The 21,478-nt window shown below is 54.1% G+C and carries 33 protein-coding genes; all 33 read left to right on the forward strand.

Going from position 1 to position 21,478, the window contains the following annotated elements:
* Positions 1-10 precede the first annotated feature (10 nt).
* The 33 genes from rpsQ (at position 11) to pilQ (ending at position 21,363) form a co-directional block, all read left to right on the forward strand.
* Complete coding sequence (gene rpsQ, locus V9G17_15385; GenBank protein MEI2753978.1) at positions 11-280, forward strand: 30S ribosomal protein S17; 270 nt, start codon at positions 11-13, stop codon at positions 278-280.
* A gap of 60 nt (positions 281-340) precedes the next feature.
* The gene (rplN, locus tag V9G17_15390) at positions 341-709 is read left to right on the forward strand and encodes a 50S ribosomal protein L14 (GenBank protein MEI2753979.1); all 369 of its coding nucleotides are present in this window, start codon (positions 341-343) and stop codon (positions 707-709) included.
* A 26-nt stretch (positions 710-735) separates the two neighbouring features.
* On the forward strand, positions 736-1,062 hold the full coding sequence (gene rplX, locus V9G17_15395) for a 50S ribosomal protein L24 (protein MEI2753980.1): 327 nt from the start codon (positions 736-738) through the stop codon (positions 1,060-1,062).
* 20 nt (positions 1,063-1,082) lie between these two features.
* Positions 1,083-1,736: a 50S ribosomal protein L5 gene (rplE, locus tag V9G17_15400; GenBank protein MEI2753981.1), complete on the forward strand. Its 654-nt coding sequence runs from the start codon at positions 1,083-1,085 to the stop codon at positions 1,734-1,736.
* A 60-nt stretch (positions 1,737-1,796) separates the two neighbouring features.
* The gene (locus V9G17_15405; protein ID MEI2753982.1) at positions 1,797-1,982 is read left to right on the forward strand and encodes a type Z 30S ribosomal protein S14; all 186 of its coding nucleotides are present in this window, start codon (positions 1,797-1,799) and stop codon (positions 1,980-1,982) included.
* Positions 1,983-2,027: 45 nt separating this feature from the next.
* Complete coding sequence (gene rpsH, locus V9G17_15410) at positions 2,028-2,423, forward strand: 30S ribosomal protein S8 (protein ID MEI2753983.1); 396 nt, start codon at positions 2,028-2,030, stop codon at positions 2,421-2,423.
* Between the two features lie 60 nt (positions 2,424-2,483).
* On the forward strand, positions 2,484-3,020 hold the full coding sequence (gene rplF, locus V9G17_15415; protein ID MEI2753984.1) for a 50S ribosomal protein L6: 537 nt from the start codon (positions 2,484-2,486) through the stop codon (positions 3,018-3,020).
* Between the two features lie 9 nt (positions 3,021-3,029).
* Entirely contained in the window at positions 3,030-3,395 is a 366-nt protein-coding gene (gene rplR, locus V9G17_15420; protein ID MEI2753985.1) for a 50S ribosomal protein L18, read from the forward strand.
* Positions 3,396-3,470: 75 nt separating this feature from the next.
* Positions 3,471-3,974, forward strand: a complete 504-nt coding sequence (rpsE, locus tag V9G17_15425; GenBank protein MEI2753986.1) for a 30S ribosomal protein S5 — start codon at positions 3,471-3,473, stop codon at positions 3,972-3,974.
* Complete coding sequence (rpmD, locus tag V9G17_15430) at positions 3,974-4,183, forward strand: 50S ribosomal protein L30 (GenBank protein MEI2753987.1); 210 nt, start codon at positions 3,974-3,976, stop codon at positions 4,181-4,183. Before rpsE ends, rpmD begins: the two co-directional genes overlap by 1 nt.
* A complete protein-coding gene (gene rplO / locus V9G17_15435; GenBank protein MEI2753988.1) occupies positions 4,180-4,629 on the forward strand; it encodes a 50S ribosomal protein L15 in 450 nt (149 codons plus the stop codon). The genes rpmD and rplO overlap by 4 nt, the downstream gene beginning before the upstream one ends.
* Positions 4,622-5,935, forward strand: a complete 1,314-nt coding sequence (gene secY / locus V9G17_15440; protein ID MEI2753989.1) for a preprotein translocase subunit SecY — start codon at positions 4,622-4,624, stop codon at positions 5,933-5,935. The genes rplO and secY overlap by 8 nt, the downstream gene beginning before the upstream one ends.
* 9 nt (positions 5,936-5,944) lie before the next feature.
* A complete protein-coding gene (locus V9G17_15445; protein MEI2753990.1) occupies positions 5,945-6,601 on the forward strand; it encodes an adenylate kinase in 657 nt (218 codons plus the stop codon).
* Positions 6,598-7,353 (forward strand): type I methionyl aminopeptidase, encoded by a 756-nt coding sequence (gene map, locus V9G17_15450; protein ID MEI2753991.1) that lies wholly within the window; start codon positions 6,598-6,600, stop codon positions 7,351-7,353. Before V9G17_15445 ends, map begins: the two co-directional genes overlap by 4 nt.
* Positions 7,354-7,375: 22 nt before the next feature.
* Entirely contained in the window at positions 7,376-7,594 is a 219-nt protein-coding gene (infA, locus tag V9G17_15455; protein ID MEI2753992.1) for a translation initiation factor IF-1, read from the forward strand.
* A gap of 18 nt (positions 7,595-7,612) precedes the next feature.
* Positions 7,613-7,726 carry a 50S ribosomal protein L36 gene (rpmJ, locus tag V9G17_15460; protein ID MEI2753993.1) on the forward strand — a complete coding sequence of 38 codons (114 nt, stop codon included), beginning with the start codon at positions 7,613-7,615 and terminating at the stop codon, positions 7,724-7,726.
* 136 nt (positions 7,727-7,862) lie between these two features.
* Positions 7,863-8,252 carry a 30S ribosomal protein S13 gene (rpsM, locus tag V9G17_15465; GenBank protein MEI2753994.1) on the forward strand — a complete coding sequence of 130 codons (390 nt, stop codon included), beginning with the start codon at positions 7,863-7,865 and terminating at the stop codon, positions 8,250-8,252.
* A 41-nt stretch (positions 8,253-8,293) separates the two neighbouring features.
* On the forward strand, positions 8,294-8,677 hold the full coding sequence (rpsK, locus tag V9G17_15470; protein ID MEI2753995.1) for a 30S ribosomal protein S11: 384 nt from the start codon (positions 8,294-8,296) through the stop codon (positions 8,675-8,677).
* 78 nt (positions 8,678-8,755) lie between these two features.
* Complete coding sequence (gene rpsD, locus V9G17_15475) at positions 8,756-9,382, forward strand: 30S ribosomal protein S4 (protein MEI2753996.1); 627 nt, start codon at positions 8,756-8,758, stop codon at positions 9,380-9,382.
* A gap of 83 nt (positions 9,383-9,465) precedes the next feature.
* A complete protein-coding gene (locus tag V9G17_15480; GenBank protein MEI2753997.1) occupies positions 9,466-10,467 on the forward strand; it encodes a DNA-directed RNA polymerase subunit alpha in 1,002 nt (333 codons plus the stop codon).
* A gap of 18 nt (positions 10,468-10,485) precedes the next feature.
* Positions 10,486-10,932, forward strand: coding sequence for a 50S ribosomal protein L17 (gene rplQ, locus V9G17_15485; GenBank protein ID MEI2753998.1), 447 nt, complete (start codon positions 10,486-10,488; stop codon positions 10,930-10,932).
* 188 nt (positions 10,933-11,120) lie between these two features.
* On the forward strand, positions 11,121-11,693 hold the full coding sequence (gene lptC / locus V9G17_15490) for an LPS export ABC transporter periplasmic protein LptC (GenBank protein ID MEI2753999.1): 573 nt from the start codon (positions 11,121-11,123) through the stop codon (positions 11,691-11,693).
* 28 nt (positions 11,694-11,721) lie between these two features.
* Positions 11,722-12,267 carry an LptA/OstA family protein gene (locus V9G17_15495; GenBank protein MEI2754000.1) on the forward strand — a complete coding sequence of 182 codons (546 nt, stop codon included), beginning with the start codon at positions 11,722-11,724 and terminating at the stop codon, positions 12,265-12,267.
* Positions 12,268-12,272: 5 nt separating this feature from the next.
* Positions 12,273-13,049 carry an LPS export ABC transporter ATP-binding protein gene (gene lptB / locus V9G17_15500; protein ID MEI2754001.1) on the forward strand — a complete coding sequence of 259 codons (777 nt, stop codon included), beginning with the start codon at positions 12,273-12,275 and terminating at the stop codon, positions 13,047-13,049.
* Positions 13,050-13,070: 21 nt separating this feature from the next.
* Entirely contained in the window at positions 13,071-14,588 is a 1,518-nt protein-coding gene (gene rpoN / locus V9G17_15505) for an RNA polymerase factor sigma-54 (protein MEI2754002.1), read from the forward strand.
* Between the two features lie 105 nt (positions 14,589-14,693).
* Complete coding sequence (gene raiA, locus V9G17_15510; GenBank protein ID MEI2754003.1) at positions 14,694-15,245, forward strand: ribosome-associated translation inhibitor RaiA; 552 nt, start codon at positions 14,694-14,696, stop codon at positions 15,243-15,245.
* Positions 15,232-16,098 (forward strand): RNase adapter RapZ, encoded by an 867-nt coding sequence (rapZ, locus tag V9G17_15515; GenBank protein ID MEI2754004.1) that lies wholly within the window; start codon positions 15,232-15,234, stop codon positions 16,096-16,098. The genes raiA and rapZ overlap by 14 nt, the downstream gene beginning before the upstream one ends.
* A 136-nt stretch (positions 16,099-16,234) precedes the next feature.
* On the forward strand, positions 16,235-16,450 hold the full coding sequence (locus V9G17_15520) for a MerR family transcriptional regulator (protein ID MEI2754005.1): 216 nt from the start codon (positions 16,235-16,237) through the stop codon (positions 16,448-16,450).
* Positions 16,451-16,463: 13 nt separating this feature from the next.
* Positions 16,464-17,561, forward strand: coding sequence for a type IV pilus assembly protein PilM (gene pilM / locus V9G17_15525; protein ID MEI2754006.1), 1,098 nt, complete (start codon positions 16,464-16,466; stop codon positions 17,559-17,561).
* Positions 17,558-18,112, forward strand: coding sequence for a PilN domain-containing protein (locus V9G17_15530; protein ID MEI2754007.1), 555 nt, complete (start codon positions 17,558-17,560; stop codon positions 18,110-18,112). The genes pilM and V9G17_15530 overlap by 4 nt, the downstream gene beginning before the upstream one ends.
* Before the next feature lies 1 nt (position 18,113).
* Positions 18,114-18,737 carry a type 4a pilus biogenesis protein PilO gene (gene pilO, locus V9G17_15535; protein MEI2754008.1) on the forward strand — a complete coding sequence of 208 codons (624 nt, stop codon included), beginning with the start codon at positions 18,114-18,116 and terminating at the stop codon, positions 18,735-18,737.
* 80 nt (positions 18,738-18,817) lie between these two features.
* Positions 18,818-19,393 carry a pilus assembly protein PilP gene (locus V9G17_15540; GenBank protein ID MEI2754009.1) on the forward strand — a complete coding sequence of 192 codons (576 nt, stop codon included), beginning with the start codon at positions 18,818-18,820 and terminating at the stop codon, positions 19,391-19,393.
* Positions 19,390-21,363: a type IV pilus secretin PilQ gene (pilQ, locus tag V9G17_15545; protein MEI2754010.1), complete on the forward strand. Its 1,974-nt coding sequence runs from the start codon at positions 19,390-19,392 to the stop codon at positions 21,361-21,363. Before V9G17_15540 ends, pilQ begins: the two co-directional genes overlap by 4 nt.
* Positions 21,364-21,478 lie beyond the last annotated feature (115 nt).

The raw sequence follows: 21,478 nt of genomic DNA on the forward strand, positions 1-21,478 counted from the left end.
GAAGGGGCGTATGAAGGAAGGCCAACAACATCGACGTGAATGGTATGGCAACGTCGTCAGCAATAAGATGAATAAGACGGTGGTCGTTGCCGTTGAACGTTCGGTCATTCATCCGATCTACAAAAAAGTGCTTCGTCGAGTGACCAAGCTGAAGGCGCACGATGAGGGGAATGTGTGCAAAGTAGGGGATCGGGTACAACTGAGTGAAACGCGTCCCATCAGCAAGGATAAGCATTGGCGTGTGGTACGCGTCATGACTAAGGGGCAACCTGAGAAATAACGACGGAACACACTTGAACCGCTGAGGGGTTTAAATCCTTGGCAGTGAGTAGGGCAGGGAATGATTCAGAATTACACATACATGGATGTGGCCGATAATTCCGGCGCGAAGCAAGTCATGTGTTTTCATGTGCTTGGGGGAACCAGGCGTCGGTACGGATCGTTGGGCGACATCGTGGTCGTAGCCGTCAAGGAAGCGATTCCACAGGCTGGTGTGAAGAAGGGCGATGTAAGTCGGGCAGTTATCGTGCGGACAACCAAAGAAGTGCGTCGCGATGATGGCTCCTACATTAAGTTCGACCGCAATGCCTGTGTGTTGATCAACGCGCAAGGGGAGCCTGTTGGTACCCGTATTTTCGGCCCGGTCGCTCGTGAGCTTCGCTGGAAGAAGTTCATGAAGATCATCTCGCTTGCGCCGGAAGTGTTGTAGTTGAAGGAAGAAAGGTTCTGGTAGGGATGGCACGAATTAAAACAAAAATTCGCAAGGGCGACACCGTCGTGGTGGTGACCGGACGTGAGCGTGGGAAGTCAGGCAAGGTTTTGTCTGTCGATACGGTCGCCGGCAAGATCCTGGTGGAAAAACTCAATATGATCAAACGTCACACCAAGCCGAATCAAAAGCTTCGTCAGGGTGGGATTTTAGAGCGTGAGTCACCACTGGCCATTTCCAATGTGATGTTTTTGTGTCCAGTTACGAAGAAGCCGACTCGGCTGGGGGTCAAGCGCCAAGATGACGGTCGGCGGGCCAGACTGAGTAAAAAATCCAAAGAAATTGTCGAATAGTCGGAACAGGAAAGACGTTCATGGCAAAAGTAGAGAAGGGTAAGGGCAGTAAGGCGGCGAGTTCAAAGTCGTCAACCAAGAAAGAGGCCGCCGCTCCTGAGATCTCTCAGGATTCAGGCAATGAGCACCAGTTCTCCCCGAGGCTCAGGGACACTTATCGCGATCAGGTGGTTCCGGCTTTGATGAAGGAGTTTGGTTACGGCAACTTGATGCAAGTTCCTCGGCTCGAACGCATCGTCCTGAACGTGGGGATGGGCGAGGCCATTCAAAACGTGAAGTTACTGGAGAGTGCCTCTAATGAGCTTGGCATCATTACCGGGCAAAAGCCGGTTACTACGCGAGCCAAGAAGGCCATCGCAGGCTTCAAGTTAAGACAGGGAATGCCGATTGGCGCTAAGGTTACCCTTCGCAGCCGGCGGATGTGGGAGTTTTTGGACCGCTTGATCTCCCTCGCCCTGCCGCGTATTCGAGACTTCCGTGGTGTGTCGCCAAAGGCTTTCGATGGTCGCGGCAATTACACGCTCGGCCTGAAGGAACAATTGATTTTTCCTGAAATCGAATACGATACCGTCGCCTCGATCCATGGCATGGATATCACGATCGTCACGACCGCCAGAACAAACGATGAGGGTAAGGCTTTGCTCAAGCATTTAGGGATGCCGTTTCGGGCCTAATGCGCCCGTAGGTGTCAGTTGGCGTGGCGAGGTAAGCCGCGCACGAGTAAGGGGGATCGCGTGTCAAGATTAGCACTAAGGAACAAAGCGGCTGCAAAATCGAAATTTGCTTGTCGTGACTACCACCGATGTGGACTCTGTGGTCGTGTTCGTGGATTTTTACGTCGCTTTCGGATGTGTCGTATCTGTTTTCGATTTTTGAGCCTCAAGGGTGAGATTCCAGGAGTTCGTAAGTCAAGCTGGTAGCCGCTTCATTTGAAGTGAATTGTTGCCGGCGTAGAAGAGGAATGCATGATTACTGATCCGATTGCTGATCTATTGGTGAGACTAGGGAACGCGGCTCGTCGGCGGCAGGATGTGGTGAAGGTCCCCGTTTCAAAGGTGAAACGGCAAATTCTCAACATTCTTGGGAAAGAGGGATTCATTCTCGGTTACGGTGAGATGCAGGAAGAGGGACATCCCTATTTCTCCGTCCAACTTCGGTATGTGGATGAAGCTCGCCCGATGATCACGGGGATGCGACGAATCAGCAAACCAGGGCGGCGTGTGTATGTCGGTCGGGATGATGTTCCCAAGGTTAGGAATGGTATCGGTGTGGCGGTCATCTCTACTTCGAAAGGTCTTATGACTGACAGTGATTCCAGGCGGTCTGGGTTAGGCGGAGAAGTTCTTTGTTCTGTCTGGTAGTTAGAGTCGGGTAAGGCGCAGTAATAACCGGAGTCGCTGTAACGTCGTAACGGGGTTCGTATGTCGCGGATAGGGCGGAAACCAATTTCAGTGCCAGCTGGTGTGGACATTAAGGTGTCCGGTCACGTTGTCTCAGTCAAGGGCCCGATCGGCAAACTTGATTGGAAATTAACTGATGGTTTGAGTGTCGCGGTGAAGGATGGGCAGCTGTTGGTCAACCGCTCTGGCGATGCGCGCCAGATTCGTGCGATGCATGGGCTCGTTCGAGCGGAACTCAGTAACATCATTCAAGGTGTCACGAAGGGGTATGAGAAGGCCCTGGAGATTACGGGTGTCGGCTATAAGGCTCAATTGCAGGGACGAGAAATGAGCTTTAATGTCGGCTACATCAATCCGGTGACCTATACGGTTCCTGCAGGCATTGATGTAAAGGTCGATAAGCAAACCCTGATTTCCATTAAAGGGGTGGATAAGCGTTTAGTCGGTCAGGTGGCGGCGAATATTCGTTCGATTAAGCCGCCTGATGTGTATAAGCAAAAAGGAATTCGATACGCCGGTGAAGTCTTGAGGAAGAAGGCGGGCAAGACCGGTAAGTAGGGACGACTGATGAATATCCAAGAAAAAAATAGAAAATTAGCGCGTCGTAAGAGGCGCGTTCGAAAATCTGTCATTGGGACGAGTGATCGGCCACGCCTGAATGTCTTTCGTAGTCGCTCTCATATTTATGCTCAGATTATTGATGACCTCCGCGGTCATACCGTAGCCGCGGCCTCCACATTGGACGAGGCCTTGCGCAAGTCTGTGAAATCGACGGGAAGCATTGAAGGCGCGAAAGCTGTTGGAAAACTAATTGCCGAACGGGCGAAGGCAGCCAAGGTCTCGATGGTTGTCTTCGATCGTGGCGGGCGACAGTATCATGGTCGCGTTAAGGCCCTGGCTGATGCGTCGCGTGAAGGCGGCCTGCAGTTTTAGGTGTCAGATCCGTGCAGATTGCCTAACTTCTGCTCGTGACAAGTCACATGAGACGACTTAAAGGAGAATGACGTTGTGCGAGTCAATCCCGAAGAACTGAGCCTAAAAGACAAAGTAGTATTTATCAACCGTGTCGCCAAAGTAGTAAAGGGCGGAAAGCGTTTCAATTTTTGCGCTTTAGTGGTGGTTGGCGATGGTCAGGGGTATGTCGGTGTTGGCAAGGGGAAGGCAGCAGAAGTGCCTGTTGCGATTTCCAAGGCCGTCGAGCAAGCCAAGAAACATTTGGTTCGTGTCCCGATTAAGGGAGGGACTATTCCGCATGAAGTGCACGGCCTCTTCGGTGCTGAGCACGTCTTGCTGAAGCCTGCTGCTGATGGTACCGGGATCATTGCCGGAGGCGCTGTTCGGGCTGTTGTTGAACTGGCTGGCGCGCATAACATCATTGCCAAGACCTTGGGTCGTGGTAATCCATTCAACGCTGTCAGAGCGACTCTCCACGGCCTTCAGCAATTGTGTGATCCTCAAGAAATGATGAGATTACGACGGAGTGTTGCAACTGAAGCGCAGGTGCAAGTCTAATGGCTACTGAAAAGAAAACCGCAAGTACTCAAGCAAGCCTTCGTATCACCCTGAAGCGGAGTCCGATTGGGACGCCGTATAAGCATCGCTTGGTTCTCAGGGGATTGGGGCTTCGAAAACTCAACGCCACGGTGTCACGTCCCGCCAGCGATCAAGTTAAAGGCATGATCGCCAAGGTTGGCTATTTACTGGAAGTGAGTCCCCAATGAAGTTGCATGATCTTGCTCCTTCTCGTGGAGCGAAACACAAACGAAAGCGTATCGGCCGTGGTCCTGGATCCGGCCATGGAAAGACCGCGACGAAGGGGCATAAGGGTTTGAAGGCTCGCTCAGGCGGAGGAAAGCGACCTGGGTTCGAAGGCGGACAAATGCCTTTGATTCGTCGAGTTCCAAAGTACGGCTTCACCAATCAATTTCGAACAGAATATACGATCATTAACTTGAAAAGTTTGGCTGATCTGGAGACGACAGAAGCCATTACGCCCCAACTCTTGATCAATGAAGGCCTTGTGCGGCGAAAAGGAGAGCTGATTAAGATTCTGGCCCAGGGGGAGCTCACGAAGCCTCTTGTGGTTCAGGCTCATAAGTTCAGCAAATCAGCAGAGGCCAAGATTCAGGCAGCCGGGGGGAGGGCCGAGGTCATTCCCTGTGTTTGAGCGTCTGCTGACTAGTTTTCAAAACATCTTCAAGATACCTGAGTTGCGAACCCGCGTATTATTTACGCTGGGAATGCTTATCGTCTATCGTGTGGGTGCTCATATCCCCACACCGGGTATCAATGGAGAAGCTTTATCCGAATTTCTTCAGAAGCAAGGCGGCGCCTTACTCGGATTTTTGGATATTTTCTCCGGCGGATCCCTCTCCAGACTGACGATTTTTGCGCTGGGCATCATGCCCTACATCAGCGCCTCGATCATTCTTCAGTTGTTGACGGTGGTGATTCCTCATCTGTCCAAACTCGCCAAAGAGGGGGAACGCGGTCGAAAGAAGATTATTCAATACACTCGGTTCGGCACCATCGTCATTGCCCTCATTCAGGGGTTCGGCATTGCGGTCGGCCTGGAGCAAATGAATCAAGGTGCCTTCGTGCTCAGCCCAGGCTGGGGGTTCCGGTTTATGACCGTGATTACGCTCTGCGCCGGCACGGGTTTTTTAATGTGGTTGGGCGAACAGATCACGGAACGAGGTATTGGCAATGGCATTTCGCTCATTATCTTTGCCGGTATCGTTGCAAGACTGCCAGCAGCTGTGGCGCAGACCTTCGACTTGTATAAGGTTGGTCAGTTGAGCTTCCCTCTCTTGGTTATCTTGACGCTAGTCATGTTCGGTGTGGTCGCAGCCATTGTGTTTCTCGAAAGTGGGCGTCGGAAGGTTCCTGTTCAATACGCAAAACGGGTGATCGGCCGTCGGGTGTACGGTGGACAAAGCACGCACATTCCACTCAAGATTAATACCGCGGGTGTGATTCCGCCAATTTTCGCGTCGTCGATCATTGCTTTTCCTGCGACGATTGCCGGATTTTTTGAGACTCCTTGGATTAAGGCTATTGGATCCCAATTGGCACCAGGCTCATTGTTGTATACGTTAATGTACGTCGGGCTGATTGTGTTCTTCTGTTTCTTTTACACCGCAGTCGTTATGAATCCCGTTGATATGGCCGATAATTTGAAGAAATATGGAGGCTTTGTGCCTGGCATCAGACCAGGCCAGAGGACCTCGGACTATATTTATTCGGTGTTGACCAAGATTACCTTTGCCGGAGCGATCTATCTCGCAATCGTGTGCGTCATTCCAGAGTTCCTGATTTACAAGCTCAACATGCCCTTCTACTTTGGTGGAACCTCACTACTGATCGTTATTGGTGTCGGACTGGATACGGCTCAACAGATTGAGTCGCATCTATTGAATCGCAATTACGATGGGTTCCTCCAGAAGGGGAAGCTCCGGGGAAGAACCAGTTAAGGCGATCGAATGCGACTTGTATTTTTGGGCGCACCAGGGGTGGGAAAAGGGACTCAAGCGGATCGAGTTACGGCTCAATTCGGTTGGCCAAAGATATCAACCGGTGACCTCCTACGTGAGGCAGTGCGGAAGCAAACCCCGTTAGGAATCGAAGCTAAAAAAAGTATGGATGCGGGGCAGCTTGTTCCGGACAGCGTGGTGATTGGCATGGTGCGGGAGAAATTAGGTGATCCGCTCTGTCAGAAGGGATTCATTTTAGACGGATTTCCGAGAACCGTTCCGCAGGCGGAAGAATTGAATCGGCTACTTGCTGATCGAGGGGTGAGCCTTGATCGGGTGATCAATTTTCGGGTCACGCGAGAGGATGTCGTCAAGCGACTCAGCGGCCGCCGGAGCTGTCCGAAGTGTCAAAGTGTCTTTCATGTGGATTTTGCCGCGCCGAAGATCAGTGGCCAGTGTGATCGCTGTGCTACGCCGTTGGTTCAACGGAGTGATGACAAGCCCGAGACGATCGAGGCTCGCCTTAGGGTCTATGACGAGCAGACGTCGCCATTGATTGCTTACTACGAGGGCAAAAATAGGCTCAGTAACCTTGATGGGGCTGGTGAGATGGCCCACGTGTATGATCGGTTAGCCAAGATGCTTGTTGGGCTCGGCGCTACATGATCGTGTTCAAAACGCCGGACGAAGTCTCGTTGATGGCACAAGCGTCTCAGGTGGTTGCTGAAGTACTGGAATTGTTAAAGGGAAAAGTGGTACCAGGCATTACGACCGATGATCTTGATCGCATGGCTGAAGAGGCCATCCGGGGTCGTGGTGCCATTCCTGCGTTTAAGGGGTATCGTAACTACCCGAAGACGTTGTGTGCCTCTGTGAATGAGCAAGTCGTGCATGGGATTCCATCGAAGCGTCGTCTCAACGAGGGAGACATTATCGGCCTTGACTTGGGTGCCATTGTCTCTGGCTTTTACGGCGATTCGGCAATTACCGTCCCGGTGGGAACGGCAAGTAGTGAATCCTTACGGTTGATTCAGGTGACCGAAGAAGCGATGTATCGTGGCATTGCCAAAGCAGTTGTTGGCAATCGCCTCTCTGATGTTTCGCATGCAGTTCAAACGCATGTTGAAACAGCAGGCTTTGCTGTAGTGACTGAATTTGTCGGCCATGGTATAGGAAGGCAGCTCCATGAGGAACCGCAAGTTCCGAATTATGGACGACCTGGACAAGGTCCCCGTCTCCAGGTTGGTATGGTGTTGGCCATCGAGCCTATGGTGAATATGGGGAGCAGTGCCATTCGCATATTGGAAGATCGCTGGACGGCTGTGACTCAGGATGGTCGGTGGTCAGCTCATTTTGAGCATACGATTGCCATTCAGCCGAATGGCCCGGCGAGAATCCTGTCACAATTATCACATTAAAGACGGGGAGGCGTACCGATACGTGCCAAAAGAAGATGTCATAGAAGTGACCGGCACGGTGGCTGAAACACTCCCGAATGCAATGTTTCGTGTCGAGCTGGAACATGGGCACAGAATTTTAGCGCACATCTCTGGAAAAATGCGGATGCACTTCATTCGTATTCTTCCTGGCGATAAGGTGACTGTGCAGTTGTCGCCCTATGATCTCACTAGGGGCCGGATTACCTATCGTTTCAAGTAGTGGAGAAATGGAATTGCTATGAAGGTCAAGTCGTCAGTCAAACCGATTTGTGCAAAATGTAAAGTGGTCCGCCGGCGTGGGGTCGTTCGTGTTTTATGCGCCAATCCGCGTCACAAACAGAGACAGGGTTGACCGGAATGTGGGCTGCCTTGGCTATTGGGCATGTCAGGCATGCAGATGAAGTCGTTTAAGGCAGCATCTAACCCATCCTGGGGGGCTCTTCAAGCCGGCTCACTGTCCAATTAAGGGAAGGAACGAGAGGGTAATTATGGCGCGTATTGCGGGCGTGGATTTGCCAAAAGACAAACGAATCGATATCGGTTTGACCTACGTGTATGGGATCGGGCGCGTCGCAGCTCAAGCGATTCTCAAGAAAGCTGGAGTTGATGGATCCATTCGCGTGAAAGATGTGAGTGAAGATAAAATCGTCAAGATTCGAGAAGTCATCGAGCGTGACTATCGCGTGGAAGGCGATTTGCGCAAAGAAGTGTCGATGAACATTAAGCGACTGGTGGATACCGGGACATTTCGTGGTCTCCGGCATCGCAAAGGGTTGCCTGTTCGTGGACAGCGGACCAAGACCAATGCACGCACCCGCAAGGGCCGTCGCTCGGGTGTGGGCAGCAAACCACAGAAGCCCGCTGGTTCCAGAGGATAAGAGATTAGACCGAGCAGGCGCCATGCGCTGAGGGAGATTTTATGAGTGTGAAGAAGGGCAAGAAGAAGGAACGGAAGATTGTCCAGAGCGGAGTGGCTCACGTCCAGGCATCGTTTAATAATACGATCGTGACCATTACGGATATGAGCGGCAATACCGTCGTCTGGGCCAGCTCAGGCAATCAAGGATTTAAGGGGTCACGCAAGAGCACTCCTTTTGCCGCGCAACGTGCGGGCGAGGCGGCGGCGCGGAAGGCCATGGAGAACGGTATGCGTCAGGTGGACGTGTATGTCAACGGGCCGGGGGCTGGGCGTGAGTCCGCCATTCGCTCGCTGCAAAGTGCCGGATTGCGCATCAATTTGATTCGCGACGTAACGCCGATTCCTCACAATGGATGTCGGCCGCCGAAGCGCCGCCGCGTCTAAAGTGGGCGACACCATCAAAACGAAGTAATTGCTGAGTTAGTCGTACTTGAGTCGTTGAGGTAGAGGAGGGGTAGTAGCGTGGCAAAATATAGTGGACCTGTCTGCCGCTTGTGTCGGAGAGAGGGCGAGAAGCTCTTCTTGAAAGGGTCTCGTTGTATGACCGAAAAGTGCGCCATCGAGCGCCGGAGTTATCCCCCTGGGCAGCATGGTCAAGCTCGTCAGCGGACGTCGGATTACAGTCTGCAGTTGCGCGAGAAGCAGAAGCTCAAGAGGATCTATGGGCTGCAAGAGTGCCAATTTCGTGGCATTTTTGAACGGGCCGAACGTCAGACCGGCGTCACGGGTGATACGTTATTGCGCCTCCTCGAATGTCGCTTGGATAATGTCGTGTACCGACTCGGCTTCGGAGCCTCCCGAAAAGAGGCCAGGCAGTTGGTGAATCATGGCCACATGATGATCAACGGTCGGAAGGTGAAGGCGCCCGGTGCCCTCGTCAAAGCGGGTGATTCCGTGGAAGTCCGGCAGAAGAGCCGTGAACTTCTTCCCATTCAGGGTGCGCTGGCTGCGGTGGACGGCCGCGGTATCCCGGAATGGCTCGAATTGGACCGAGGTGCCTGCAAGGGCACCATTCGTTCGTTGCCGACCAAGGAGCACATCGTGCTGCCGGTGAACGAGCAGATGGTCGTGGAATTGTACTCGCGCTAAGAATACATGACCGGAGAGTTTTGGGATTGTCCGGCCATGGCTGAACGATAGATGGGCACACACGAGTTACTGAAGGGGGAGTCATGATTAAAGCGATGAAAGACTTTCAGATCCCCATGCGGGTGGAAGTCGACAAGGACACTCTTTCCCCGACATTCGGAAGATTTACGACCGAGGCATTTGAACGAGGATTTGGCACCACGGTGGGGAATTCCCTTCGTCGGGTGTTGCTGTCTTCTTTGACGGGAGCGGCAGTGACCACTGTCAAGATCGAGGGGGTGTTACACGAGTTCTCCACGATTCCAGGCGTGACGGAAGATGTGACTTCCATCATCTTGAATGTGAAAAGTCTGCGGTTGGCATTGCAGGGCGACAAGCCCAAAACCATTCGGCTCAAGAAGAAGGGACCGGGTGAAGCGAAGGGATCTGATATTGCGCACGACGGGGATGTCACGATTCTTACTCCCGATCTGCACATTGCCACGCTGGACAAAGATGCCGCGCTTGATTTGGAAATGACCATCAAGCATGGTCGTGGATTTGTACCGGCTGAACGTAATAAGGAAGAGGGATTGCCTATTGGGGTGATCGCTGTGGACTCCATTTTCTCCCCGATCAAGCGGGTGAATTTCCACGTCGAGAATGCCCGTGTCGGTCGGATGACCGACTATGACAAGTTGACGCTTGAGATTTGGACGGATGGCACCATTTCTCCGCGCGATGCCTTGTCGAACGCGGCGGGGATTATGCGTGAGCACTTGGATATCTTCATCAATCCTGAAGAGCGTTCGGATGCGAAGCCGACTGCAGGAAGTGAAGAGCTGTCCGATGAAGTGAATAAGAATCTCTATCGTAGTGTGAATGAGCTGGAATTGTCCGTTCGGGCAGCCAATTGCTTGAAGAATGCCAACATCAAGACGATTGCCGACTTAGTGCAAAAAACAGAAGCCGAAATGTTGAAGACCAAAAATTTCGGAAAGAAGTCCCTCAACGAAATCAAGGAAATCCTGACCGAAATGGGACTGAGCCTTGGAATGAAAGTCGACGCCTTGCCGTCAGGCGACGCGGGCGTACGTTCAGAGTAAGAAAGGAACAGGACTACCGTGCGCCACAAAAAGAAGGGTCGACAGCTCGGACGTCAAACTAAACACCGATGGGCGCTGTTTCGGAGTCTCGTGACTTCATTGCTGGAGCATGAGCGCATCGAAACGACGGAGGCCAAGGCCAAGGAAATTCGTGGTTTTACCGATCGTATGATCACCCTTGGAAAAGAGGGGGACCTTCCTGCCCGTCGTCGTGCGCTGAGCTTCCTGCGCAGCAAGGCCGTGGTGGCAAAGCTGTTCAGCGATGTCGCGTCACGTTTCCGTGAACGTCCCGGAGGCTATACGCGCATCATCCGCACCCGCCGCCGGATTGGTGATGCCGCAGAAATGGTCGCCATCGAATTGGTGACGAGACCGGAGAAGCCGAAGGCCGTTCCAGCAACGGACGTTACGGCTGCAGAAAAGAAAGAGACGACTGAAAAAGCGTCTGCCTCAGCAGAAAGCTAAATAGCGAAGGCCACGACGACTTCATGGTCGTCGTGGCCTCGTTCCTTCCCTGCCTTCCTTTGCATCGCTCATTCCGAACTTGTTCTCAAGCTATACGCAGGCTGCAGGTTTACTTGGTCATGGTGGAATGCTACTATCATGCCACCGGCCACGACCGGGGAAGCTCTTCAAATTAGGGGCTTTTCGCCATGTGGGAACGTTGGATTCGTCGAAGTCTTCTCACCCTTAGTGTGGTGCTTGCTGCATTTCTTGGGTACTTGCTCATCACCCGTTCCAATCCTAGTTCCTCGTCGCGTTCAGTCGAGCCCGTGGGCACTGAATCGGCCGATGCCCGTATTCAGGACTTCACCTTCACTCAGACCAAAGGCGATCTTGTGCAGTGGAAAGTGCAGGCCGAACAGGCACGCCTGTTCGAAAAGGACAGCCGCGCCATCTTAAATAAGGTGCACATCACCATGTACGGGGCGCAGGGACAGGAACTCACACTGTCCGGTGATGAGGGCACCCTGGATACACAGACGAAGAACTTTCAACTTTCCAACAGGACCACGCCGATTGTGGTTGAGACGCAAAGTGGCTATACCATTCAGACAAATAATCTTGTATGGACTGATGCGCGGCATGAAATTCAAACTCCAGACGAGGTCACGATTCACGGACATGGGTTGCAAGTCACCGGCAAAGGGTTGCTGGGCAAGATGGACAAAGAAGAGTTTCAGGTCTTGGACGATGTGCGTGTGGATGTGGTGCCTGCTTCCTAGTGCCGGAGCTCTACTCAGTAGTTCAGTGGTGCATGGAGCGGACCCGGTCGCAAGGAAAGAGTCTTCGGCGAATGCGGCGACGACGACCATTACGTCTCGAACCATGACGGTCAGCAATCAAGAAAATACCGCGATTTTTGATGGCGCGGTTGTCTTGACCCGTGGGCTGCTGGTGGTGCATTCAGATCATATGGTGGTGTCGTTTCACCCCAACCGTACTGGCGCAGACAGCAAGCCTGCGGCCGTCGCATCCAAGTCCAAGTCAAATCCGACTGCGAAGAAGATGGAATCTCCGGAGCAGGATGCCGCGCCTGCGGTCTCGGAGCGGAGTATCCGAATGGTTGAAGCGACTGGCCGAGTGAAAATTCAGAAAGAAGATGGCCGGGCAACGTGCGAGAAGGCCGTCTACTACGAAGATCAAAAGAAAATCATTCTCACTGGTGAGCCGGTGGCTTGGCAGAAGGGGACCCGCGTATCCGGCAAGCGGATCATCATGTTTCTGGACGAAGATCGAAGTGTGGTCGAGGGCGACTCACAAGTGGTCATCGAGGGGGAAGGTGGTGTCAAGCGGTGAGCTCGATGTCATCAGCCGCTCACGCATCGGCCCTGGATGGTGCGACTCCGGCGGGTGCGCCCGATCGTCTGGCTGCCAGTGGCTTGGTGAAGAGTTTTCGCAGCCGGAAGGTGGTGAAGGGCGTCTCACTGGATGTGCAGGCCGGCGAAGTCGTCGGTCTCCTGGGGCCGAACGGGGCCGGAAAAACGACGATTTTCGATATGATGGTCGGCCTGTGTCAGCCGGACGAGGGAACGATCACCCTCAGCGGCCATGAGATTACAGAGTTGCCTATGTATAAGCGGGCTCGACGCGGCATTGGGTATTTGCCGCAGGAGTCGTCGGTGTTCCGCCGGCTGTCGGTGGAACACAATATCCTTGCGATTCTGGAGATGCTGGGCTATTCGAGAAGTGAGCGTATGGAGCGGGTCGAGACATTGCTGAAAGAGCTGGATCTGGTGCATATTCGCAAGAGTAAGGCCTATGCCTTGTCTGGCGGGGAACGTCGACGTCTCGAGATCACTCGCGCGTTAGCCACCAGCCCTTCATTTATGCTGTTGGATGAACCGTTTGCCGGTATCGATCCCATTGCCGTGGCCGATATCCAACAAATTATCATCCGCTTAAAGCAGCGGAATATCGGCGTGTTGATTACAGACCACAATGTCCGGGAAACGTTGTCGATTACTGATCGGGCCTACATCATCAATGAAGGTACGATCTTGGAAGCAGGCCCCCCGGGGGTGATCGAGAAAAGTGAAATGGCTAGGGCTGTGTATTTGGGCGAAGGATTCCGTTTGTAACGGCAAGGAAGTGAGTGTGTGATGAAGCTGCGACTGGATCTCAGGCTCAGTCAAAAACTGATCATGACGCCGCAATTGCAGCAGGCGATCAAACTGTTGCAATTATCCCGGTTGGAGCTTCAGCAGAGCTTGCAGCAGCATCTCATGGAAAATCCCTTGCTCGATGAATTGGCGACGGAGACCGAGGAGAGTGAGGAAACTGCGACCGCAGAGCGGGAACAGCCGGATACGTCGACCACCGTGGCCAATGAAGTGCGCGGCGAAGGCGATGACAAGCCCGCTGAAAGCGGGGAAAATGCCGAGGAGTTCTCGGCCTCCAGCTGGGAAGACTACTTCGACACGGACTTGCGTCGCGGTGAAACAGACTATAGCTCATCCTCGAAGGATGAGTTTCCCTCCTATGAACAAACCGTGGCGAAGTTGACTTCATTGGAAGATCATCTCGTCTGGCAGCTGTCCTTGTCGGGGCTTTCCGACCGAGAAAAAGCCATCGGACGCCTCATTATTGGAAACCTGGACGACGATGGCTATCTTCGCATGACCTTGGACGAACTGGTGGCGGACACCAAATATACTGTCGATGAGGCGGAGTCGGTACTGAAAGATGTTCAAGGATTCGACCCAAATGGTGTGGCGGCAAGGGACTTGTCCGAGTGTCTGTTGCTGCAACTGAAGTTTTTGGGCCGCAGTCAGATCGCTTCCTTAGGATCACGCCCCGGCGTGCTGAAGGGATCGGTGTTGGAATCCATCGTACTGCATCACCTGAAGGACCTGGAGAAAAAGCAGTATAGCCGCATCGCCAAGGCGTTGAATATTTCGATGGACGATGTGTTCGAGGCTACCCGGATTATCGAGGGGTTGGAGCCGAAGCCGGGGAGGCCGTTTTCGAATACGCAGAATTATGCCATCGTGCCTGATGTCTTTGTCGTCAAGAACGAAGGTGTGTGGGAAGTGCTGCTCAACGATGACGGCCTGCCGCGTATGCGGATCAGCCCGTACTACAAACAACTGATGTCGTCGGGGCAGTCTGGCTCGGCGGAGACCAAAGCCTATTTGGACGATAAACTGCGCGCGGCGCAATGGGTGATCCGGAGCATTGAACAGCGCAACAAGACGATTGTGAAAGTCGTGTCCAGCATTGTGAAGTTTCAGGAAGGATTTTTTGAACGGGGCATCCAGCACCTAAAGCCGTTGGTCCTTAAACAAGTCGCCGAGGATATCGGCATGCACGAGTCGACCATCAGCCGGGTGACAGCCAATAAGTATATGTATTGTCCGCAGGGGATGTTGGAGTTAAAATTTTTCTTTAACGCCGGCCTGCAGCGCGCCGATCAGCCGACAGACATGTTGTCGTCGCTCACGGTGCGCGAAATGATTCGACAACTGGTAGCGGCGGAGGATGCTCGGAAACCTCTTAAAGACGAGGAAATCGCCGCACGGCTGCGCACGCAGCAAGTCCTCATCGCCCGTCGCACCGTGGCGAAATATCGCGCGGAGGACAACATTCCCTCTGCGACGCAACGCAGGAAATTTTTCTAGGGTGGACGGGGCCGGCACCATGGATGCGGCTCCGTGGGCGCACAACAATCGTCGCAACAGGCTTGAGCGTATGGTGGTACGGGCAGCCTGAGAAACGAGGATGGAATGCGATTGATGATCACGGGGCGGCATGTAGCGGTCACTTCTGCGCTGCGGGAATATGTTGAGACACGCATGGAGCGGCTCGACCGCTACGGGCTGAAGCTCGGGACCTTGCAAATTCTGTTGAGTCTGGAAAAATTTCATCATGTTGCCGAAGTCGTCGGTGTCGTGCAGGGCCGACGCTTGCAAGCAAAGACCTCGACCGAAGAGATGTACGCGTCGATCGACGAGGTGGTGGATAAGCTTGGTGCGCAGTTGCGCAAACTGAAAGAGCGCAAAGTGAATCACAAATTCGGTGATCAGCCGCGTGAGCGCACCGTGGTACGGAAGGCTGCGCGGGCTGCACGCAATGAGGTGGAGGTCGTTCGGCCGACCCTTGAAGTGCTGACGGTTGAGGAGGCGGTCGAGGCGCTTAATGCTGCAAAACTCGCGGTGCTGGTGTTTCTGAACGCGTTGTCCGGCACGGTTCAGGTGCTTCAACGATTGCCGAACGGACGAGTGGCGCTGATCGATCCTGCGAGCGACCGCTCCCGCACTGCTCATGGCCGCGCTTAATCTTGTCGTGATCAGTGGCCTTTCCGGATCCGGAAAGAGCCACGCCTTGAAAGCTTTTGAAGACGCGGGCTATTTCTGCGTCGATAATCTTCCTCCGGCCCTCCTTCCGACCTTTGTGGAATTGTGTCATCAACAAGGCGGTGAGATTAAGAATGTTGCTCTGGGGATCGACATTCGTGAGCGAGTATTCTTCGGGGACCTGGCAAAGGTCTTAGGCGAGCTGAAGGCGCAGGGACATGTCTTGCAACTCGTCTTTCTGGAAGCCCGCGAGGATGTGTTGGTGCGCCGATTTTCAGAAAGTCGTCGCCCGCATCCGTTGTTGCCCCATATGCCGGTCGTGGAAGGTGTGCGGTTCGAGCGCGAACGTTTGAGCGAATTGCGAAAGCATGCCGATCGGGTCATCGACACCTCCAACATTACCGTGCATGAGCTGCGCGAGTTGCTGATCCGGCAGTTTCGTCAGGAAACGGTCGCACGCCGCATGACCATTTCCCTGGTCACATTCGGGTACAAGTTCGGCGTACCCTATGACATCGATCTGCTGTTTGATGTGCGCTTCATTCGAAATCCCTTCTTCGTGCCGGAGCTCAAAGCCTTGAGCGGTGAGGATGCCCGAGTACAACAGTACGTATTCGGGGACCCCACAGCCGGTCAATTTCTCGAACATCTGCAAGGAATGTTTGCCTTCCTGATCCCGCTCTACGAGCGGGATCAGCGAAGCTACCTCAGTATCGGCATCGGTTGTACCGGGGGGCGCCATCGGTCTGTGACCATGGCCATACGTCTCCGGGAGCAATTTGCCGCCTTGGGGTACGACGTGTCTATCACCCACCGCGACCTACAAAAATCCTAGTTCCTGAGCACTGTTTCGCCGTTTCTCCTTTCGTGATCCCGTCATGCGTCCGTTTTCTTGACAGGTGGACTATATCAACTATACTTAATTTCGTGAGCCCGAAACATGTGATGAATAGAGGCATTTGAGGCAGTTTGTGAAGAAAGCCGGCGACGTTCCCAAGAAACAATTGTACAAGACCAACGAGGTCTGCGAGATGTTCGACATCTCGCGCGCGACGTTGTTCCGCTGGGAGCGGGAGGGCCTGATCACCAGTCCCCCACGCGATTGGCGCAATTGGCGTCTCTATACGGCCGAAAATATAGAGCAAATCAGGCGCGTGATGGGTGGTGGGAATCAAGAGGTTGCGTAGAGAGGGCATGAGCATGCTGGCTTCATTGAAAAATCTGGTGGACATGGAATTTCTGTCGATGTTTTCCCCGCAGCGACAGCTCCTAGGCCTGGATATCGGGTCGAGCAGCATTAAACTCGTACAGATCAAGGAGCATCGAGGGCACTATACCTTGCAGAAGTTCGGCATCAAGGAGTTGGAGCCTGAGGTAATCGTCGACGGTACGGTGATGGACGAAGGCCGGGTTGTCTCGGCGATTAAGGAATTGTTGGCTGAGAAGAACGTCAAGCTCAAGCAGGTGGCTATTTCTATTTCGGGTCATGCCGTGATCGTGAAGAAGATTTCCCTGCCGCCGATGCCTGATGAGGAGCTTGAGGCGCAAGTGAAGCTGTCGGCCGAGCAATACATTCCTTTTGATATCAATGAAGTCAATCTCGACTTTCACGTCTTGCCCCCGTCGGAGAGTCCAGACGAGCAGAGTGAAATGTCGATCGTGCTCGTCGCAGCGAAGAAGGACAAGATCAATGAATTGACAGAACTGGTCAAGGCAGCGGGCTTGACTCCCGTCGTGATGGACGTCGACGCATTTGCCGTGGAGAACATGTACGGCGTGACTTCCCCCGCCTCGCAAGAGGACACCACGATTTTGGTCAACATCGGGGCCAGCGTGATGAATGTGAATATTGTGGGTGGGGGAGTGTCCCTGTTCACGCGCGATATTCCTTTGGGTGGAAACCGATATTCCGAGGCCGTGCAGCGGGAAATGGGTGTGTCCTTCGAGGAGGCCGAGCAACTCAAGAAGAGCGACCGCGACGAAGATCCCACGCTGGCGTCGGTGATGGAAAGTGTCAATGCGGAAGTGGCGTCGGAGATTGCCCGCACGATCGATTATTTCAGGACGACCTCTTCGGATCATGACATCGCGCGGGTGTTGCTGTTCGGTGGGGGAGCTAAGGTCAAGGGATTGGCTCAACAGCTTCGCGATCGTATGCATGTCGAGGTGGAAATCGCGAATCCCTTTAATGAGATCGACACCTCACAGTGCGATGTCGATCCCGAGCAGTTGGCAGAGATGGGTCCGCTTGCGGCGGTGGGCGTAGGCCTCGCACTTCGGACGGTGGGGGACCGATGATTAGAATCAACTTGCTGGCGACTGGACCCCGGTCCAGAAAAGCCAAACCACAGTGGGATGTCCGTGCTGAGGCGCTGCTGGGTGTCGGCGTGCTGCTGATCACGTTGACGGCGTGCTGGTTCTATGCCGCCTCGCTCGATGACGAGATCCAGGCCAAGCAGAGCGAGAAGCAGGTCAAGGATAAGCAGGTCGCTCAGCTGAAAGAGCAAGTCAAAGCGGTACAAGATTTTGAGGAAAAGAAGAAGCAGCTCGAAGCCAAGAACCGCATCATCGATCAGTTGGAGAAAAGCCGGACCGGCCCGGTGAAAGTGCTGGACCATGTCAGTCAAAGCCTGAATCCGTTGAAGGTCTGGCTGGTGCGCCTGAATCTGAAAGGCAACAGCGTCGAGCTCGAAGGTCGCGCGTTGACCAACGATGATGTGGTCGAATTTGTGAACAATCTCCGTCGAACTGATCAATTCGGCACCATTAAATTGATGGAGAGCCGCGCAGGACTCGACAACAAAATGAACACCTATCAATTCAAACTCGACCTGTCGATGAAAGGCTAACATGAGTCTGAATGCAATCAGCTTAGACGGCCTCCGCAGCATTCCGACGGGCCAAAAGGTCGCGTTGCTTGGATTGTTGGTCGCGGCGATTCTGGTGGGGTTTTATTTCTACGTGGTCGATCCCAAGACAATAGAGCTGGAAGCGGTGCAGGGTCAGGTGGCCCAATTGGATACGGAGATCCAGAATTTGACGCTCAAGGTGAAGCATCTGGACGAACTGGTCGCGGCGAATAAGCAGTTGGAAATTGAACTGGCCGCGAAGAAGGAACGACTTCCTCCGGAAGAAGAAGCGGTCATGTTGCTGAAGCAGGTGTCCGATCTTGGGTTACGGTTGGGGTTGGATGTTCGGCTTTGGAAGCCCGGCACACAATCTGAGGATCCTTCGAAGTTGTTCATCCGGATGCCGATCAACGTCGAAGTGGCCGGCGGATATCATACTGCCGCGATCTTTTTCGACCGAATCAGCAAGTTGTCCCGCATCGTCACCGTGCAGGATGTGCGAATCGGTGCAGCGCGTATCGATCAAGGACGAGTGGTCACACAAACGGTGTTCGATCTGGTGGCCTACGCCGCCCCGGGAGAGAAGAAAGCCACTGCGCCGGTTCCTGCGGCGAAGCCTAAGTGAAGAATGGAGCCCAGCGTATGCCCAACGTGAGGGGAAGCACCGTGAATACACGAATCTGGTCGAGTAGATGGATGCGGTCGATGACCATGGGAGCGGTTGTGTTAGTGGGGGGCGGCGCGGTTCAGGTCGTCGAGGCAACATCCCATCCACACTTGCGTCAAGTCGCCTCCATGCGACCTGCCGACTCGTTGAAGGTCATGCCCTTGCCTGAGGGCGCGAAGGCCGCGCCAGTTATGGAAGCCCCTGCCCCTCGTCCCGAGGCCTCCGTCGCACAATCCGGCGATTCGTTGTCGCTTGAGTTTTCGGGGGTCTCCTATGACCCCTCCGGTCGCCGTGACCCATTTTTGCCGATGCTGCAACTCGGTCAGCAGGCTGAGCCGGATGCCAATCTGCCTCCGCTACAACGTGTCGGCCTCACCGAGCTAAGTTTGATCGGGGTGCTGTGGGGCAACTACGGATATATGGCCATGGTTCAGACGCCGGACGGCAAAGGGTATAGCATTCGCCGTGGTACACGGATTGGGCCCAACAATGGTGTGGTCAGTTCAATCACTGAACGAGGCATTATCGTTCAAGAGCGGTTCACAGATGTGTACGGGAACAAGCAGGAGCGAGAATACGTCAAGCTTCTGCACCCGAAAGAGGGTATAGAATGAAACACACACAGGTTGGTGTCTATCCAGTGCTGAGTGTCACCGTGTTGGCCGGAGTGTTAGGGCTAGCCGGATATGCGGCGTCGGGCGAAACAACCGGGTTGGCCGGATTCACGCAGGCTGTTGACCAGAATGCCGTGGCCTCTGGATTGTCATCGGAGCAGGCCGGTGTCGTCGGCCACGCTGCCACCATGCTGACAAAGGTGGAAGTGAAGCGGGATGGGAATCGGATGACGCTGGTTCTGCTCGGTAACGGTGTTCTGGCGCACACGGTGAAGATGATCGGGACGCATCGAATGGTCATCGATATGCCGCAGGTACAGTCGGACGGCCGCCAATCGAAGCTGATGGTTGGGCATCCACTGTTATCGAAAGTCCGGTTCGGTTATCACCCTGATAAGCTGCGACTGGTCCTTGATTTGACGCAAGCCGTGGAGCACTCCATCGAATCGACCGATGGTCGACTGACGCTCACACTGGAGCCCAAGGCGGTGATTGCTGCGATTGACGCCCAGCCTGCTGGAGACGATTCAGTCTCGGTGGCGGAGCCCGTGATGGAACGCAGTGTCAGCCTGGCGGTAACGCGCCCGACAATGCATCCCATGTTGGTGGCGCACAAGCCCTCCCAAGCTCGGTTGCATATTCACCCCGTCCAGTTGACGACTGAAACGGTGCAGGCGGAGGAGAAGAAGCCGGAGCTGAATGAGGTGGTGAGTGGCCCGTCACGATTTATCGGTCGGCGTATTTCCCTGGATTTCCAGCAAGCCGATATCAGCAATGTGTTGCGGTTGATTGCGGAAGTCAGCGGTTTCAATATCGTGGTTGGAGAAGGCGTCAAAAACAAAGTCACCATGAAGTTGGCGAACGTGCCGTGGGATCAGGCGCTGGAAATGCTGCTGAAAATGAATGCGCTGGGAATGATCCGACAGGGCAATATCGTATGGGTAGATACTCTGCAAAATATCGCCAAACAGCAGGACGAAGAGGCCCGCGCGAAGGACTCCAAGTCGAAAGCCGAGCCCATCGTCACGCGGGTATTCTATATCCGCAATCTGAACGCAATGGAAGTGCAGACGTCGCTGCGCCAAAATTTGAGTCCGCGCGGAACCATGAATGTGAGCGCCGCGAGTAATGCCCTCATCATCAGCGATACGGAATCGAAGCTGGATGTTTTGCGACAATTGCTGGACGGCGTCGATCTCGAAGTGCCGCAGGTGCAGATTGAGGCACGCATCGTTCAAGCGGATACAACGTATACCCGATCGCTGGGTGTGCAGTGGGGTATTCAGAACGTCAATCAGTTGGGAAGCGCGAGTGGCACGTCCGCCTTCAAGACCGGAACCACAGGGGCATTCGGCTCCCAAGTTTCGGACTTCTTGATCAACTTGCCGGCGAACCCCGGATTGCCGTCGGTGCCGGGTGCCGGGTTCTCGATCGGAAAGACCAATGGGGCGATGTTGGATGTGCGGTTGTCAGCCGGTGAATTGCTGGGTTTGACCAAGGTGATTGCGGCGCCAAAGATCACGACGCTGGATAAGCGGGACGCCAAGATTGCCCAAGGTGAATCCATCCCGTTCCAGACCACGTCCTTGCAGGGCACGCAGACGACGTTCGTGGATGCGAACCTGGAGCTGAACGTGACGCCGCAAATTACTTCCCGTGACCCGAAAGAGATCGGTAAGCAGATTCTCATGAAGGTGCGAGCCACGCGGAACGCCGTCGGCGCCCGGAGCAACCCGGCCGGCCCGAGCATCGATCGTCGTGAAGCGACGACCCAGGTGCTGGTGCGCGATGGGGAAACCATGGTCATCGGCGGTGTGTTCGTCGATACTCAGTCGAATAATGTGGCCGGTATTCCCTATCTGTCTCGTATCCCGGTCTTGGGTTGGCTGTTCAAGAACAAAACCGAAAACGTCTCCAAGCAGGAACTGTTGATTTTCCTGACGCCGACGATCGTGCACTCGACAACTTGACAGGTCCTAGCCAGGCACGTTAATAATCGCCCCCATTGAAGATGGTACGCTATCTCAATGGGGGCGAATCCCGTGGAACGTGTCTTTTCCCCGTCCTTGATGGCGCTCCTTCCGG

Origin of the sequence: Nitrospira sp., assembly GCA_037045225.1 — a bacterium.
GTDB lineage: Bacteria > Nitrospirota > Nitrospiria > Nitrospirales > Nitrospiraceae > Nitrospira_A.